The sequence below is a fragment of the Clostridium sulfidigenes genome, assembly GCF_000732635.1.
Classification (GTDB): Bacteria; Bacillota; Clostridia; order Clostridiales; family Clostridiaceae; genus Clostridium_J; species Clostridium_J sulfidigenes.
The window spans coordinates 1-17,195 of record NZ_JPMD01000020.1 but is presented as its reverse complement, the minus strand read 5'-3'; the positions used below and the strand labels follow the sequence as shown (position 1 = coordinate 17,195).

Annotated in this window: 13 protein-coding genes; all 13 read left to right on the top strand. The window is 31.9% G+C overall.

Annotation, left to right across the window (positions count from 1 at the left end; genetic code table 11):
• The first annotated feature begins 29 nt into the window (after window positions 1-29).
• The 13 genes from grdC (at window position 30) to eno (ending at window position 17,102) form a co-directional block, all read left to right on the top strand.
• Complete coding sequence (gene grdC, locus IO99_RS08450) at window positions 30-1,568, top strand: glycine/sarcosine/betaine reductase complex component C subunit beta (protein ID WP_035132397.1); 1,539 nt, start codon at window positions 30-32, stop codon at window positions 1,566-1,568.
• 100 nt (window positions 1,569-1,668) lie between these two features.
• Window positions 1,669-2,832: a glycine/sarcosine/betaine reductase complex component C subunit alpha gene (gene grdD, locus IO99_RS08445; RefSeq protein WP_035132395.1), complete on the top strand. Its 1,164-nt coding sequence runs from the start codon at window positions 1,669-1,671 to the stop codon at window positions 2,830-2,832.
• A gap of 217 nt (window positions 2,833-3,049) precedes the next feature.
• Window positions 3,050-4,150 (top strand): BMP family lipoprotein, encoded by a 1,101-nt coding sequence (locus tag IO99_RS08440; protein WP_035132393.1) that lies wholly within the window; start codon window positions 3,050-3,052, stop codon window positions 4,148-4,150.
• A gap of 229 nt (window positions 4,151-4,379) precedes the next feature.
• Complete coding sequence (locus tag IO99_RS08435) at window positions 4,380-5,909, top strand: ABC transporter ATP-binding protein (RefSeq protein ID WP_035132391.1); 1,530 nt, start codon at window positions 4,380-4,382, stop codon at window positions 5,907-5,909.
• 1 nt (window position 5,910) lies between these two features.
• Entirely contained in the window at window positions 5,911-6,987 is a 1,077-nt protein-coding gene (locus IO99_RS08430) for an ABC transporter permease (protein WP_035132389.1), read from the top strand.
• Window positions 6,980-7,921 (top strand): ABC transporter permease, encoded by a 942-nt coding sequence (locus IO99_RS08425; protein WP_035132387.1) that lies wholly within the window; start codon window positions 6,980-6,982, stop codon window positions 7,919-7,921. Before IO99_RS08430 ends, IO99_RS08425 begins: the two co-directional genes overlap by 8 nt.
• Window positions 7,922-8,086: 165 nt before the next feature.
• The gene (gene rpoN, locus IO99_RS08420; protein WP_035132385.1) at window positions 8,087-9,472 is read left to right on the top strand and encodes an RNA polymerase factor sigma-54; all 1,386 of its coding nucleotides are present in this window, start codon (window positions 8,087-8,089) and stop codon (window positions 9,470-9,472) included.
• A 223-nt stretch (window positions 9,473-9,695) separates the two neighbouring features.
• Window positions 9,696-10,736 carry a sugar-binding transcriptional regulator gene (locus IO99_RS08415; RefSeq protein ID WP_035132383.1) on the top strand — a complete coding sequence of 347 codons (1,041 nt, stop codon included), beginning with the start codon at window positions 9,696-9,698 and terminating at the stop codon, window positions 10,734-10,736.
• Window positions 10,737-10,956: 220 nt separating this feature from the next.
• Window positions 10,957-11,964, top strand: coding sequence for a type I glyceraldehyde-3-phosphate dehydrogenase (gap, locus tag IO99_RS08410; protein ID WP_035132381.1), 1,008 nt, complete (start codon window positions 10,957-10,959; stop codon window positions 11,962-11,964).
• 103 nt (window positions 11,965-12,067) lie between these two features.
• On the top strand, window positions 12,068-13,264 hold the full coding sequence (locus IO99_RS08405; protein WP_035132379.1) for a phosphoglycerate kinase: 1,197 nt from the start codon (window positions 12,068-12,070) through the stop codon (window positions 13,262-13,264).
• A gap of 182 nt (window positions 13,265-13,446) precedes the next feature.
• A complete protein-coding gene (tpiA, locus tag IO99_RS08400) occupies window positions 13,447-14,193 on the top strand; it encodes a triose-phosphate isomerase (protein WP_035132377.1) in 747 nt (248 codons plus the stop codon).
• 20 nt (window positions 14,194-14,213) lie between these two features.
• The gene (gene gpmI / locus IO99_RS08395) at window positions 14,214-15,740 is read left to right on the top strand and encodes a 2,3-bisphosphoglycerate-independent phosphoglycerate mutase (protein ID WP_035132375.1); all 1,527 of its coding nucleotides are present in this window, start codon (window positions 14,214-14,216) and stop codon (window positions 15,738-15,740) included.
• 66 nt (window positions 15,741-15,806) lie between these two features.
• The gene (eno, locus tag IO99_RS08390) at window positions 15,807-17,102 is read left to right on the top strand and encodes a phosphopyruvate hydratase (protein ID WP_035132373.1); all 1,296 of its coding nucleotides are present in this window, start codon (window positions 15,807-15,809) and stop codon (window positions 17,100-17,102) included.
• The last annotated feature ends 93 nt before the right edge of the window (window positions 17,103-17,195 follow it).

Below are 17,195 nucleotides of genomic sequence, written 5' to 3'. Positions count from 1 at the left end.
GCACATTATTAAGGGAGGTTGAATTAAAAATGAATTTTCCAGTTATAAAGAAAGCATCTTATATTTTAGTGAATACTCCAGATATGGTAATACATAATGGAACTACACAAACATTAGAAAAACAAACAAATCCAGATTCAGAATATTTAAAGGCTATAAAAAGTAATTTAAGAAGTTTTGAGGATGTTGTAGCTTATGCACCAAATCAAACTTATATAGGAAACATTACACCAGAAGAGTTAGGCGAAATGCCAAGACCATGGGTTGGAAAGAATGTAGAAAATGCTAATAGATTTGGTAAATACGGCGAAATAATGCCACAAGATGAATTCTATGGATTAATGAAGATATCTGATGTATTTGACTTAGTTTTATTAGAAGAATCTTTTGTTGAATCTATAAAAGAAAAATTAGCTAAACATCCATTACTAAAAGAAAAAGCAGGAAAAATTATTGGGGATGAAATGGCTAAAATTGAAGAGTTAGTTAATAATGCTGGAGCAGAAGGATTATATGTAGATGGGAAACTTGTTGGTTGTGTAAGAAGAGCACATGAGTTTGATCCAAACCTTTCAGCACACTATATGCTTGAAAATTTAGCAGTTAAATCATCAGGAGTACTTGCTGGGATGCATCTAGTTGACAATTTAGATATTCCTGTAGAAGAAATAGGTTATATAATAGAATGTTCAGAAGAAGCAATAGGAGATATGAACCAAAGAGGTGGCGGAAACGTTGCCAAATCAATAGGTGAGGTTGTAGGTCTTTCTGGAGCTACTGGTTCAGATATGAGAGGATTCTGTGCAGGACCTACTCATGCATTAATAAATGCAGCATCACTTGTTAAGAGTGGAATATTCAAAAATGTATTAGTTATTGCAGGTGGAGCTACTGCTAAGCTTGGAATGAATGGTAAGGATCACATAAAAAAAGAATTACCAGTACTTGAAGACTGTTTAGGAGGATTTGCTATTCTTGTTTCAGAAAATGATGGAGTAAGTCCAATTTTAAGAACTGACATAATTGGAAGACATACAATTGGTCATGGTGCTTCTCCACAAGCTGTGCTTGAAGCATTAGTACTTGATCCATTAACAGCAGCTGGATTAAAAGTGACAGATGTAGATAAGTATGCACCAGAAATGCAAACTCCAGATATAACTGAACCTGCAGGAGCTGGAGATGTTCCAACTCAAAACTATAAAATGATTGGTGCTTTAGCTGTTAAGAAGGGTCAATTAGATAGAAAAGAATTACCAGGCTTTATAAAAGAACATGGATATCAAGGTTACGCTCCAACTCAAGGACATATCCCATCTGGAGTGCCAATAGTGGGACATGGAATAGATCACATTAAAGATGGCATTTTAAATAACTTTATGATCGTAGGAAAAGGAAGTTTATTCTTAGGAAGAATGACTAACTTATTTGATGGAGTTTCTATACTAGTTGAAAAGAATACTGGAAAACTAGACAATGAGTCAGGGGTAAGTAAAGAAGAAGTTAAATCAATGGTAGCAGATGCTATGAAGGACTTTGCAAGCTTTTTAATGAACTCTGATAAATAGAGCCTTAAAACTCAGAAGGAGAATTGCTCCTACTGAATCTTAACAATTACTAATTTATCTCTTTAAATATAAGAGGTTATTAAAGAAACGGGGTGTAGAAATGAGTCAAAATGCTACTAAAGCAATGATTGCTGAAGTATTTAATGATATAGCAACAGGAATAAAAAGCGGACAATTCAAGAAAAAAGTTAGAATAGGTTTAACTATACTAGGTTCTGAACATGGAGTCGAAGAGATGGTTAAAGCTGCTGAACTTGCAAAACTAAAATACGGCGATTTTGATATAGTTTTAATTGGACCTAAAGTAGATGCTGATTTTCAAGTAATAGAAGTAGAATCAGCTGAGGAAGGTCATAAAAAAATGACATCTATGTTGGAATGTGGAGAATTAGATGGTTGTGTTACACAACACTTTGATTTTCCAATAGGAGTTTCTACAGTGGGTAAAGTTATGACTCCTGGAAAAGGAAAAGAAATGATAATAGCTACAACTACAGGAACTACTTCTACAAATAGGGTTGAGGGTATGGTTAAAAATGCTATATCTGGGATATCTGTAGCTAAAGCTAGTGGCATTAAAAATCCAAAAGTTGGAATACTAAATCTTGATGGCGCTAGACAAGTAGAGAGAATTCTAAGAGAAACTCAAGAAGGTGGATATGACATATCCTTTACTGAATCATTAAGAGCTGATGGCGGAGCTGTAATGAGAGGAAATGACCTTTTGGCAGGGACTCCAGATGTTATGGTTTGTGATTCATTAACAGGAAACCTATTAGTTAAAATATTTTCTTCATTTACTACAGGTGGAAATTATGAAACTGTAGGAGCTGGGTATGGTCCTGGAATTGGAGAAAACTATGATAAATTGGTTAATATAGTTTCAAGAGCATCAGGAGCTCCTCTTATTGCAGAAGCTTTAAGATTCTGTGCAACCTGTGCAGAAAATAAGGTTTTGGATATAGCTAGGGATGAGTTTAAGTCAGCTAATGTAGCTGGATTAAAAGAATTTATAGATAAGACTACAAAAAAAGCTAACAAACCTCAAGAAGAGGAAGAAGTAAAAATGCCACCTAAAAAGGTAGTAACTTTCTCTATAGCAGGTATAGATATACTAGAGCTTGAAAATGCATGCAAAGCACTTTGGAAAGAGGGTATATACTCAGAGAGTGGAATGGGTTGTACTGGGCCAATAGTACTTGTAGCTGATGAAGACGGTGAGAAAGCTCAAGAGGTATTAAAGAATGCAGAGTTTGTATCTTAAAATATAAATAATAAAAATAAAATTGACTGTAGTCTTACAGTCAATTTTATTTGATTTTTACGGATAATTATGGTATATTCAGCATATAAATATATGAAATTAAATAATACTGAATATATTTATTTACATGATAAAAATTTTTTATTAGGTTATAATACATACTATAATAAAAATTTTTATATATTTATATTACTTATTTATTTCAGGAGGGTTTAAGATGAAAATGAAAAAAATAGTTGCTCTTATGGCAACGGTTGCTATGACTGCATCCCTACTTGTAGGTTGCGCTGGTAACGGAAACGATGACAAAGGCACAGCAAGTGAAGGCAAAGATACTCCTAAATCAGAAGTATCAGTAGGTCTTTCAACAGATGAAGGTGGATTAAATGACAAATCATTTAACCAATCAGCTGATGAAGGAGTTAAAAAAGCAGTAAAAGAGTTTGGAGTTAAATACACTTCAGTTGAAGCTCAAAAGAAAGAAGACTATGAACCAAACCTACAAGCTTTAATAGATGGTGGTTCTGATTTAACTCTTGCTATTGGTTTCCAATTAGCAGATGCAGTTAAAAATATAGCTAAAATCAACCCAGACTCAAAACTTTGTATTATAGACTCTGTAGTTGAAGCTAATAACGTAATGTCAGTAACTTTCAAAGAAGAAGAAGGTTCTTTTTTAATGGGAGTTATAGCTGGATTAACTACTAAAACTAACAAAATTGGATTTATAGGTGGAAAAGACTTCGATACAATTAATAAATTTGAAGCTGGATTTGCTGCTGGTGTTAAAGCTGTTAACCCAAAGGCTGCTGAAGGTCTTTTAAGTGCAGATGGTAAAAATCCAGGAACAACTGTTAAATATGCAGATTCTTTTGCTGATACAAATAAAGGTAAGGAGCTTGCTACATCATTATATGGAGCTGGATGTGACGTAATTTATCATGCAGCTGGTGGATGTGGTATTGGTTTATTCCAAAGAGCACAAGAATTAAAGAAAGAAGGAAAAGAAGTTTGGGCTATTGGTGTTGATATGGACCAAGCGGTTTCTCTTCCAAAATTTAAAGATGTTATTCTTTCTTCTATGATGAAGAGAGTTGATAATGCCACTTACGATGCAACAAAAGCAGTTATAGATGGAACATTCAAAGCAGGTCATGTTGAGCTAGGTATTGCTGAAGGTGGAGTAGGTATGGCTGCAACAACTAAAGACAATACTGCTGCTGATGTAATTAAGAAAGCAGAAGAGTTTGAAGCTAAAATTAAAGAAGGTAAAATTAAAGTACCTGCTACAAGACAAGAAGCTATTGATTATAAATAAGCAAGAAGATCGTAAGAAAAAAGCTAGATTTTACATCTAGCTTTTTTTTATTAGTTTTGTTAATATGTTTTTATTAGAATGAAGTTGTATGAAAAAAAAAATATTCAATAAAATATTTTTATGGTATAATGGGAGATGGATTCTATAAAGTACATATAGGTATTTTAACTAATATTGAGCATTTTAATGTAGTATGTAAACGTAGGTAATATTATAAGGAGGAAGGGAAATGGAAAAAGTAATTGAAATGAAAGGTATAACTAAAGTTTTCCCTGGTACCATCGCAAACGACAGTGTGGACTTTGATTTATTGCAAGGAGAAACACACGTATTGTTGGGTGAAAATGGTGCAGGAAAAACTACCTTAATGAATATACTTTATGGCTTGTATCAGCAAGAAAAAGGTGATATTTATGTTAATGGAAATTTAGTTAAAATTAACAACCCTAGTGAAGCGATAAAGCTTGGAATAGGAATGGTTCACCAACACTTTATGTTAGTTCACAACTTTACAGTAGCTGAAAATATTGTACTTGGATGTGAACCCAATAAAGGGGTATGCCTAGACAGAAAAAAAGCCTATAATGATGTGAAAGAATTGTCAGATAAATATGGATTTTCCATAGATCCAAATGCTGTGATTGAAGATATATCTGTAGGGCAACAGCAAAAGGTGGAAATTCTTAAGGCTCTTTATAGAGGGGCAAAGATATTAATTCTTGATGAACCAACAGCGGTTTTAACTCCACAAGAAATAGAGGAGTTAGGCAAAATATTAGATAATTTGAAAAAAGAAGGAAAGTCTGTTATTCTTATAACTCATAAATTGAAAGAAGTTATGAGTATGAGTGATAGGGTTACTATAATTAGAAGAGGTAAGGTTACTGGTATCGTTAATACTGTTGATACTAGTATTGATGAATTAGCTGAGTTGATGGTTGGAAGAAAGGTAAATTTAGTGGTAGAAAAAAGAGAATCTGAATTAACAGGAGAAGTTCTTAAGGTTGAAAATCTATCTGCAAATGATCAAAGAGGGATTCCGGCTGTGAAAAATGTTTCCTTTACTGTTAACGGAGGCGAAATTTTAGGGGTTGCAGGAGTAGATGGGAATGGACAAACAGAACTACTAGAAGTACTTACAGGTCTTAGAAAAGGTCATAACGGAAAAATATTATTAAATGGAAAAGATTTATATGGAAAATCTCCTAGAGAAATTATTGACTCGGGTATTGGACATATTCCTGAAGATAGACATAAAAGAGGACTTATACTAAAATATTCATTATTTGAAAACTCTATTCTTGGAATTCATAAAAACAAAGAATTTAATAAAGGCATTATGATGGACTATAAAGCTATCAAAAAACATTGTGATACACTTATAGAAGAATTTGATGTAAGAACACCGAGTAATGAAGTAAATGCTTCTGCTTTATCTGGAGGTAATCAACAAAAGTTAATTGCAGCTAGAGAAATTTCTAAAGACCCAACATTATTAATTGCAGCTCAGCCTACAAGAGGTATAGATGTAGGTGCTATTGAATATATTCATAGTAGACTTGTAGATGAGAGAGATAAAGGAAAAGCGGTACTTTTAGTATCTTTAGAATTAGATGAAATTTTAGCTCTTTCAGACAGAATTGCTGTTATGTATGATGGTGAAATAGTAGATATTTTAGACAGAAAAGATGCAGATGAGCAAAAACTGGGTATATTAATGGCTGGTGGAAGCTTAGATAAGAAAGGGGAAGAGAAATAAAATGAGTAGTAAAGTTAAGGATACAATAAAGGCTATACTCTTTCCTGTAGTAGCAGTTATACTTTCTTTATTTATATCAGTATTTTTTGTTATGTGGGCAAAAGGGTATTCAATAACTCAGTATTTTACAGCTTTGACTGATTTAGTTTCAACTATATGGACTGGTAGTTTTGGAACACAAAGAAATACCATGGCTACACTAGCGGAAGTGACACCTTTAATTTTTACTGGTGTAGCTAATGCTGTAGCTTTTAGATGTGGACTATTTAATATTGGTGTAGGTGGTCAATTTGTACTAGGTATGGTAGCAGCTGCTATAGTAGGAACCATACCAGGATTAAGTCCTATAGTACACATTCCATTAATAATTGTAAGTGGTATAGTTGCTGGAGGAATTTGGGGAGGAATACCAGGGTTTCTTAAAGCAAAATTTGGAACTAGTGAAGTTATAAATACAATTATGATGAACTATATTTCTATCGCTTTAGCCAACTATATTATACTTAGAACGGCCTTCGGAGTTCCAGGAAAAGCTGCAACTCCAATGATACAAGAAAGTGCAAAACTTGCAAGGTTTGTTCAAGGAAGCTCAGCTAATATAAGTTTATTTATAGGTATTATAACAGCTATTATTATGGCATTTATATTATGGAAAACTACCATTGGATATGAAATAAGAGCCGTTGGTATAAATCCTCATGGTGCAGAATATGGTGGAGTAAATGTTGCTAAGAATGCAGTTTTAGCTATGGTTTTATCAGGAGCTATAGCTGGACTTGGCGGAGCTACACATGTAGCTGGTGTGAAACATTTAATTCAAGATTTTATGGTAGTTCCTAGCTATGGGTTTGATGGTATAGCAGTAGCATTGTTAGCTAAGAAAAATCCAGTAGCATGTATTTTATCAGCCATATTGTTCGGGGCTTTAAATAGTAGTTCAAGAGCTCTTCAAATTAGTGGAATACCAAAAGAAATAGTATTTTTAATTCAATCAGTAATTATTATATTTGTAGCAACAGATTACATTGTGACTTACTTTGGAAATAAGAAAAAGAAAGGGGAGATAATGAATGGATAATATAATTGTTGTTAGTATCATTTCATTAATAACAGCTACTTTAAGAATAGCTACACCTCTTATCTTCACATCCTTAGGAGGAGTGTTTTCTGAGCGTTCAGGAGTAGTAAATATAGGTCTTGAAGGTATGATGACCATAGGAGCATTTTTTGCTGTATATGGAACATATATAACAGGTAGTCCTGTAGTAGGAATAGTGTTTGCTTTAGTAGCGGGTGGATTACTTGCATTAATTCATGCAGTTCTTAGTATCCACTTAAAATCAGACCAGGTTATTTCTGGTACAGCTATTAACTTGTTTGCTACAGCTCTAGCTAGTTTCTTGATATATATATTATTCAATGGAAAGGGAGGTCAAACAGACTTGGTAACCCTTCTTCCTTACAACTTACCAAAATTCATTGTGAATATACCTATTATTGGTGATATTTTATCTGGATTAAATTGGTTTGTAATAATGGCAATAGTATTGGTATTTGTAGCTCATTTTGTACTTTATAAAACTTCTATTGGACTTAGAATTAGATCTGTAGGAGAACATCCAAAAGCTGCAGATACACTAGGAATAAATGTATACTTAGTAAGATACATTTGCGTAATATTATCAGGAATGTTAGCTGGTCTTGGTGGAGCTGCTTTATCAATTGGTATTACACCGATATATAGAGAAGGAATGATAGCGGGTAGAGGATTCATTGCTTTAGCAGCTGTAATCTTTGGTAACTGGACACCTATTGGTTCCTTTGGAGCATGTCTGTTATTTGCTTTTGGTGAATCATTCCAGATATTTGCCCAAGGGCTTGGATGGTCACTACCATCTGAAGTATTTACAATTATACCATATCTATTAACTATGTTAGCACTTGCTGGCTTTGTAGGAAAAACAAATGCTCCAGCTGCTTCAGGAGAGGCATATGAAAAGAATGGTAGATAATATTTAAATTAATTTAAATTGTAATATAGTTTAGAGAGTTAGTTTGTTATAGGCTAACTCTCTTTTTATAAATTATTGTCGGGGAAATATGGATTTGGCTCTATTTAGTTAGAAATATCATATGTTTTATGGTATGATTAGGTAAGATGAGTAGGAGGGATATTTATGAATTTAGGCTTTGATTTAAGGCTATCACAGGATCAAAAATTGATTATGACAATGGAGATGCAACAATCAATAAAGTTATTACAAATGTCATCCTATGAACTTTTACAACATATTGATAAGGAATTACAAGAAAATGTAGTTTTGGAAGTAGAAAATAATTTAGAAACAGCTAAAGAAGAAATAGTTGATAATGAGTTGAGAGAGTATAGAGAATTAATTAGAGACATGGCCATGGATAATTATAATGATAGATCATACTACAAACATGAAGAAGATGATTTGGTATCACCTTTCAATTTTATAAGTAGCAAATCTACTATTAAGGATTATTTAAGAGAACAAGTTATGCATAGTAATTTAGATAGACAAGATGAGTGTATTTGTAGATATATTGTAGATAATATTGATCATAGAGGATATTTAGATGAAAAGATTATAGATAATTTAATGGAAGAACTCAGTATTTCAAAAGATTCTGCTATGAGATGTGTAGATATAGTTCAGGGACTTGAACCGCCTGGAATATGTGCTAGGTCACTGAGTGAATGTTTAATACTTCAACTACATAGGAAAAATATAATGAATAATTATGTCGAGGAAATAATAAATAATTATTTATATGAGTTATCAAAAGGAAAATATCAATTAATAGGGAAAAAAATTGGAGTTGCGGCTAAAATAGTTCAAGAATGTGAAGATATAATAAAAAAATTGGAACCTAAACCTACCAGGGGATTTTTTACTGGTGAAGAGATTGGATATTTGATTCCAGATGTTTATATAAAAAAAATAAGTGGTGATTATGTAGTTTTAATGAATGATAATTTATTACCTAAATTAATAATTAATAATACATATAAAGATGTAATTAAAAGCAGTAATGATTCGGAAGCTATAGATTATGTAAAAGACAAAATAAGTAGTGCGATGTTTTTGATTAAAAGTATACAAAATAGAAAAAATACTTTGTGTAAAGTCATGGAGGAAATAGTTAAAAATCAAGAGGAGTATCTAGATAAGGGTAATAATTATATAAAACCTATGACTATTAAATATATAGCTAATAGTTTAAACATGCATGAATCTACAGTTGGTAGAGCTATTAGAGATAAATATGTAGCTCTTCATACAGGGGAAATTAAGAGAATAAAGGATTTGTTTACTAATAGTGTAAACATTTTAAGTCAAGATATATCATCTGTTAGTGTAAAAGATATGATAAAGAATATAATAGAATCTGAAGACAAGTCAAAACCACTATCTGACTCAGTTATATGTAAAATTGTTAATGAAAAAGGCATAGATATATCTAGACGTACTATAGCCAAATATCGAGAGGAGTTAGGAATAAAATCCTCATCTCAACGAAAAAGATTAATATAGATTTTGATATTCCATATGAAACATTAATTTATTATTATGATTTATATGGAATTAATTTTTTGTATAAATTGTAGATGAATGTAGAAATATAACTTATATAAAACTAAAATTAACATAAGTACTTCACAAACAATGAATATTGTCATATAATATAAACAGGGATTTAAAATGTTTATGGGACAAATTGTGTCCATAGGGACATGTTTTGTCAATGAGGTGAAAGATGGAGAAGTTATTGAAATTACAACAGAAAGTAGTGCCGGAATTGCTAGAAGTTTTAGATATGCGATATACCATATTAAAAAATATAAAGTATAGAGAACCCATAGGCAGAAGGTTGCTGTCAACCATAGTAAATTTAAGTGAAAGGGTTGTAAGAAGCGAAACAAATCTATTGAAAACTCAAGGATTAATTGATATTAAGTCCTCTGGTATGTACATTACTGAAGAAGGTGATGAAGTTTTTATTGGACTTAAGGCTTTTATGAAGGAATTAAGTGGTTTAAATCACTTAGAAGAGGAATTGAAGAAAATTCTTAAAGTTAGAGAAGTAATAGTTATTAACGGAAATGTAACAGAAGATAATTCATTATATACTGAACTTGGTAGGGTGGCGGCTAATTATTTAAAAAGTATTATTAAAGATGATATTACAATATCCCTTACAGGAGGACGCACAATTAAGGAGTTAGTTTACAATTTCCTTCCAATGACTAAATATAAAAATATAAAGGTTTTACCTGGAAGAGGTGGTATGGGAAAGGAAACAGAAATACAATCTAATACCTTAGTAGAGATTTTAGCAAATAAGTTAGATGCTACTTATGAATTATTACATATTCCAGATAACATAAGTAGTGATTCTTTTAAAGCGTTGATTAAGGAATCAGATATTAAGGAAACTTTTGAACATATAGAAAAATCAAATATTCTTATCCATGGTATAGGGCTGGCTAAAGATATGTGTGATAAGAGAAGTTTAGGTAAGGACGTAAAGGAAAGAATATTAGAATTAGGAGCTATAGGAGAAGCTTATGGACATTATTTTAATAGCAAAGGTGAGGTTGTATATTCCATGCCTTCAATTGGAATAACTAAAGATAGAATTGAAAATATCCCTAATGTAATAGCTGTAGCAGCAGGCGTTGAAAAGGCAGAAGCTATCATGGCTATACAAATGGATAAATTAAATTCAACATTAGTTACTGATGAAGCTACGGCAAAAGAAATTTTAAAACTATTTTTAAATAAAGTTGGTTGTTAATACTTAATGATTTTATCCTAGAGTTACTTATTAAAGTACTTATATGTTTTTAAAATTAATATATTATGATTATTCAGCTTCTATGCTTTAGAATCAATATGTATATAAGGAAATGTATCTCTAGATAAGGATTTTTAGGATTAAATCTCCTAAAAATCTGTTTATATCAATTAAGTTTAAATATAAAAATTATTAAATTAAATGTTGGAGGTATTTTATAATGGTTAAAGTTGGAATTAATGGATTCGGTAGAATTGGAAGAAATGTATTTAAGGTTTTGGTAGATAAATATGGAAATGACATAGAAGTTGTAGCAATTAATGATTTAACAGATCCTGAGACACTAGCACATCTTTTGAAGTATGATACCCTTTATGGAAAATTCAATGGAACAGTTGAAGCTACTGAGAATTCAATTATAGTTAATGAAAAGGAAATAAGAATATTTGCAGAAAGAGATCCTAAAAATATACCATGGGGACTTCAAGGTGCAGATATTGTAATAGAATCTACAGGATTATTTACAGATGCTACAAAAGCAAAGACTCATATAGAAGCTGGAGCTAAAAAAGTGTTAATTTCCGCACCAGCAAAAAATGAAGATATAACAATTGTACTAGGAGTAAATGAAGATAAATATGATGCTAAAAATCATAATATTATTTCAAATGCTTCATGTACAACTAACTGTTTAGCTCCTTTTGCAAAAGTTTTAGATGAAAAGTTTGGTATAGTACAAGGGCTTATGACTACAATACACTCATATACTAATGATCAAAAAATATTGGATGCTCCACATAAAGATTTAAGAAGAGCTAGAGCTGCAGGAGAATCAATGATTCCAACAACTACAGGAGCGGCAAAAGCGGTTGCATTAGTTTTACCACAGCTTAAAGGAAAATTAAATGGTATGGCAGTAAGGGTTCCAACACCAACAGTTTCAATGACTGATTTAGTATGTGAACTTGGTAAGTCAGTGAGCGTAGAGGAGGTTAATGGAGCTTTAAGAGAAGCGGCAGAAGGAAAACTTAATGGGATTTTAGGATTCTCTGAGGAACCATTAATTTCAATGGACTTTAGAGGTGATGAGAGATCTTCAATTGTAGATGCATTATCAACTATGGTTATGGGAGATAATTTAGTTAAAGTAGTAGCTTGGTATGATAATGAGTGGGGTTACTCAAATAGGCTAGCAGATTTAACAAAATATGTTGCAGATAGATTATAATCTTCAAAATGTGTTAAAATAGGTATGTAATAAAAATCTAGTTCTATGATTTATGATTGAACTAGATTTTTATTACAATAAGTTTAAAAAAGGAGATTTTAATATGTCATTTAACAAGAAATCATTAGAAGACATCAATGTGAAAGGTAAAAAGGTTTTAGTAAGGTGTGATTTTAATGTACCTATAGTAGAGGGTAAAATTACTGATGAAAATAGACTTCTAGGAGCAATACCTACTATAGAGTACTTAGTTAACAATAATGCAAAGGTTATATTATGTTCACATTTAGGAAAACCAAAGGGGGAGCCGAAACCAGAGCTTTCGCTATCACCAGTAGCAGCAAGATTAAGTGAACTATTAAATAAGAAGATAATTTTTGCAGCGGATGATAATGTAGTGGGAGATAAAGCAAAGTCAGCTATTTCAGATATGAATGATGGAGATATAGTACTATTACAAAATACTAGATTTAGAAAAGAAGAAACTAAAAATGAAGAAAATTATTCTAAGGAATTAGCTTCTCTTTGTGATCTATTCGTAAATGATGCTTTTGGAACAGCACATAGAGCTCATTGTTCTACAGTAGGAGTAACTGAGTTTGTAGAAGAGTCAGTTTGCGGATATTTAATTCAGAAAGAGCTTAAGTTTTTAGGAGAAGCTATAGAAAATGCTGAGAAACCATTTACTGCTATTTTAGGAGGTTCTAAAGTATCAGATAAAATTAATGTAATAAATAATCTTTTAGAGAAAGTAGACAATCTTCTTATAGGAGGAGCTATGGCATATACTTTCCTAAAAGCTAAAGATTATAAAATGGGTATATCAAGGGTAGAAGAAGATAAAATTGATTATGCACTAGAGATGATGGATAAGGCTAAAGAAAAAGGAGTAAAATTATATTTACCGATAGACCACGTAGTAGCTACAGAATTCGATAAAAATGCAAATCCAGTAATAACAGAAGATGAAAATATTCAAGATGGATATATGGCTTTAGATATAGGACCAAAAACAAGAGAATTATATGCAGAAGTGATAGCAAAATCTAAAACTATTATTTGGAATGGTCCAATGGGAGTTTTTGAATTTGAAAACTTTAATAAGGGAACAATAGCAGTAGGAGAAGCTATGGCTAATTGTGATGGAATTACAATAATTGGTGGAGGAGATAGTGCTGCGGCTGTTAATATATTTGGTCTAGGAGATAAAATGACACATATTTCAACAGGTGGTGGAGCTTCTTTAGAATTTTTAGAAGGAAAAGAACTTCCAGGAATTGTTGCTTTAAATGATAAATAAATGTAAAATCTATAAAGAAAGTAATAAACAAGATAAAATCTTGTTTATTTACTTTCCTTTTCGAGAGTAATATATTATATTTGATTTAGAGAAAAAAATGTAATATGTCTCTTAAGGAAAAAACTTGAATATCTTAGCATTATTAAAGATGTGTTGCAAAGTTATTAATAGGAGGATTAATCATGAGAAAAGCAATAATAGCAGGAAACTGGAAGATGAATAATACAATAGAAGAAGCAGTAAATTTAGTTAAGGAATTAAAGCCTTTAGTAAATGATGCTAGCTGTGATGTAGTAGTTTGTCCCACTTTTTTAAGTTTACCAGCAATAGTTGAAGAATGTAAGGGAAGCAATATTATGGTTGGGGCTCAAAACATGCATTTTGAAGAATCAGGTGCTTTTACAGGAGAAGTTTCTCCATTAATGCTTAAAGAACTAGGAGTAAAATTTGTTATAATTGGACATAGTGAAAGAAGACAGTATTTTAATGAAACTGATGAAGCTATTAATAAAAAATTAAGGACTGCTTTTCATCACAAGATTACACCTATATTATGTATAGGTGAAAGTTTACAGCAAAGAGAATTAGGAATAACTGAAGAAGTATTAGGTGCTCAAATAAAGCAAGATTTAATAGGAATAAAAAAAGAGCAAGTTGAAAATATGGTTATAGCCTATGAACCTATTTGGGCAATAGGGACAGGAAAAACTGCAACTGCTGATGATGCTAATAATACAATAGGATTTATTAGAGGAGTTATATGCAAGTTATACGGAGAAGAAGTTGCAGATAAAGTTAGAATTCAATATGGCGGATCAGTTAAGCCATCAACTATAAAAGAGCAAATGTCAAAGGAACATATAGATGGAGGATTAATAGGTGGAGCTAGTCTTAAAGCTTCAGATTTTGCAGCTATTGTAAATTACTAATAAAAGGATGGTCAAATATTATGAATAAAAAACCAGTAATGCTAATGATATTAGATGGTTTTGGAATAAGCGACAATGTGGATGGAAATGCAGTTAGAGAGGCCAATAAGCCTAACTACGATGGATTAAAGGCTAAATATCCTCACACCACATTATCGGCTTCTGGTCTAGATGTAGGGCTTCCTGAGGGGCAGATGGGTAACTCAGAAGTAGGACACTTAAATATAGGTGCGGGAAGAATAATATATCAAGAATTGACTAGAATAACAAAATCAATTAAAGATGGCGATTTCTTTGAAAATAAAGCTTTTAATATTGCCATTGATGAGGCGTTAAAAAATAATTCAGCTGTTCACTTAATAGGATTATTATCAGATGGAGGAGTTCATTCTCATATAAATCATGTAAAAGCTCTTATAACTCTTTGTAAGAGAAGGGCTGTAAAAAAAGTTTTTGTTCATTGCTTTTTAGATGGAAGAGATGTATCACCAACATCTTCAAAAATATTTATAGAAGAGTTACAAAACCATATGGATAGTGAGGGAATAGGAGAAATTGCAACTATTTCTGGTAGATATTATGCTATGGATAGAGATAATAGATGGGAAAGAGTACAATTGGCCTATAATGCAATGGTAAAAGGTGAAGGAAATACTAGTACTTCCCCATTTGCAGTTGTAGACGATGCTTATCATGATAATAAAACAGATGAGTTTGTAATTCCGAGTGTAATTGTGAAGGATGGTAAACCGGTAGCTACTATAAAAAATAAAGATTCCATAATATTTTTTAACTTTAGACCAGATAGGGCAAGAGAGATCACTAGAGCTTTAAAAGATAAGGATTTTAAAGGTTTTGAAAGAGAAAGTTTAGATGTAACCTATGTATGTATGACTCAATATGATAAAACTATTGAGGATGTACAAATAGCTTATAAACCTGAGAGTTATGAGAATACATTAGGTGAATATGTTAGTAGCAAAGGACTAAAGCAGCTTAGAATTGCAGAAACAGAAAAATATGCTCATGTAACTTTCTTCTTTAATGGTGGAGTAGAGGAACCTAATAAGGGTGAAGATAGGGTATTGATTCCATCACCTAAAGTAGCAACCTATGACTTAAAACCAGAAATGAGTGCCTATGAAGTTACTGATGCAGTATTAAAAAGTATTGAAAAAGATGAATATGATTTAATTATATTAAATTATGCTAACCCAGACATGGTTGGACACACTGGGGTTATTGAAGCAGCAGTAAAGGCTATTGAAGTTGTAGATTATTGCTTAGGCAAGGTTGTAAATAAAGTACTAGACCATAATGGTACAGTGTTTATCACAGCAGACCATGGTAATGCGGAGTCTATGATTGATTACTCTACAGGCAAACCAATGACTGCACATACTACTAATCTGGTTCCATTTACATACGTAAGTAAAGAAGTAGGAACACTTAGAGGTGGAGGAATACTTGCAGATATTGCTCCAACTATCTTAACAAAGATGGAATTAGATATTCCAAGTGAAATGAGTGGAAAATCATTAATTTAAGTTGTTAAGTTAAAATATTTAGCCATGCTAAATTTATTATAAACATAATATGAAGGAGGAAAAAAAATGAAACAATATGTTGAAATTATTGATGTCTATGCAAGACAAATATTAGATTCAAGAGCGTTCCCAACAGTAGAGGTTGAAGTTGTTCTAGAAGATGGTACAGTAGGGGTAGCGGCAGTACCTTCAGGAGCATCAACAGGTCAATTTGAAGCTGTTGAATTAAGAGATGGAGATAAATCTCTATACAATGGAAAAGGTGTATTAAAAGCTGTTGATAATGTAAACAACATAATAGCAGAAGAATTAATAGGAATGAATATATTCGATCAAGTTGCTATAGATAAGACTATGATAGAATTAGATGGAACTCATAATAAAGAAAAATTAGGTGCTAATGCTACTTTAGGAGTGTCCCTTGCTTGTGCAAAAGCTGCAGCTAATTACTTAGGACTTGGTTTATACCAATATATTGGTGGAGTTAATGCTAAAGTTTTACCAGTACCTATGATGAATATCTTAAATGGTGGAAAACATGCTGATAATAATGTGGACTTACAAGAGTTTATGGTTATGCCAGCAGGAGCTACATCTTTTAGCGAAGCTTTAAGAATGGGAGCAGAAGTTTATCATGCATTAAAAGGAATCTTAAAAGCTAAAGGACTTGGAACAGGTGTAGGTGATGAAGGTGGATTTGCTCCAGATTTATCATCAAATGAAGAAGCAATAAAAGTTATAATCGAAGCAATAGAAAAAGCTGGATATGTTCCAGGAAAAGATGCTTTCATAGCACTTGACCCAGCATCTTCTGAATTCTTTGAAGATGGAAAATATAATCTTGCTGGAGAAGGAAGAATGTTAACTCCTCATGAGATGGCAGATTACTATGTAGAATTATGTGAAAAATATCCAATAATATCTATTGAAGATGGTATGGCTGAAGAAGATTGGGAAGGATGGAAGTACTTAACTGATAAAATAGGTAAAAAAATTCAATTAGTTGGAGATGACTTATTTGTAACTAATACTTCTAGACTTGGAATGGGAATTGAAAGAGAAACTGCAAACTCAATTCTTATAAAATTAAACCAAATAGGAACTTTAACTGAAACTTTAAATGCTATAGAAATGGCTGCAAGAGCTGGTTATACTGCAGTAGTTTCTCACAGATCTGGAGAAACAGAAGATACTACAATAGCTGACTTAGTAGTAGCTACAAATGCAGGTCAAATTAAAACTGGAGCTCCTGCAAGAAGTGAGAGAGTTGCTAAATACAACCAGTTATTAAGAATCGAAGAAGAACTTGGTGACATGGCTGAATTTAGAGGATTAAAATCTTTCTTTAACATAAAAAGATAACTAATTTCTATAATAAAAACATCGAACAAATGTAAAATTTGTTCGATGTTTTATTTATATATTAGAAGTATATATTAATTTAATATATATATT

What these genes read in the sequence shown, in the direction of transcription:
- tpiA (WP_035132377.1), top strand. Translation starts at nt 13,447, where the DNA reads ATGAGAAAAGCAATAATAGCAGGAAACTGGAAGATGAATAATACAATA.
- IO99_RS08430 (WP_035132389.1), top strand. Translation starts at nt 5,911, where the DNA reads ATGAGTAGTAAAGTTAAGGATACAATAAAGGCTATACTCTTTCCTGTA.
- IO99_RS08435 (WP_035132391.1), top strand. Translation starts at nt 4,380, where the DNA reads ATGGAAAAAGTAATTGAAATGAAAGGTATAACTAAAGTTTTCCCTGGT.
- eno (WP_035132373.1), top strand. Translation starts at nt 15,807, where the DNA reads ATGAAACAATATGTTGAAATTATTGATGTCTATGCAAGACAAATATTA.
- grdD (WP_035132395.1), top strand. Translation starts at nt 1,669, where the DNA reads ATGAGTCAAAATGCTACTAAAGCAATGATTGCTGAAGTATTTAATGAT.
- grdC (WP_035132397.1), top strand. Translation starts at nt 30, where the DNA reads ATGAATTTTCCAGTTATAAAGAAAGCATCTTATATTTTAGTGAATACT.
- IO99_RS08405 (WP_035132379.1), top strand. Translation starts at nt 12,068, where the DNA reads ATGTCATTTAACAAGAAATCATTAGAAGACATCAATGTGAAAGGTAAA.
- IO99_RS08425 (WP_035132387.1), top strand. Translation starts at nt 6,980, where the DNA reads ATGGATAATATAATTGTTGTTAGTATCATTTCATTAATAACAGCTACT.
- gap (WP_035132381.1), top strand. Translation starts at nt 10,957, where the DNA reads ATGGTTAAAGTTGGAATTAATGGATTCGGTAGAATTGGAAGAAATGTA.
- IO99_RS08415 (WP_035132383.1), top strand. Translation starts at nt 9,696, where the DNA reads ATGGAGAAGTTATTGAAATTACAACAGAAAGTAGTGCCGGAATTGCTA.
- rpoN (WP_035132385.1), top strand. Translation starts at nt 8,087, where the DNA reads ATGAATTTAGGCTTTGATTTAAGGCTATCACAGGATCAAAAATTGATT.
- IO99_RS08440 (WP_035132393.1), top strand. Translation starts at nt 3,050, where the DNA reads ATGAAAATGAAAAAAATAGTTGCTCTTATGGCAACGGTTGCTATGACT.
- gpmI (WP_035132375.1), top strand. Translation starts at nt 14,214, where the DNA reads ATGAATAAAAAACCAGTAATGCTAATGATATTAGATGGTTTTGGAATA.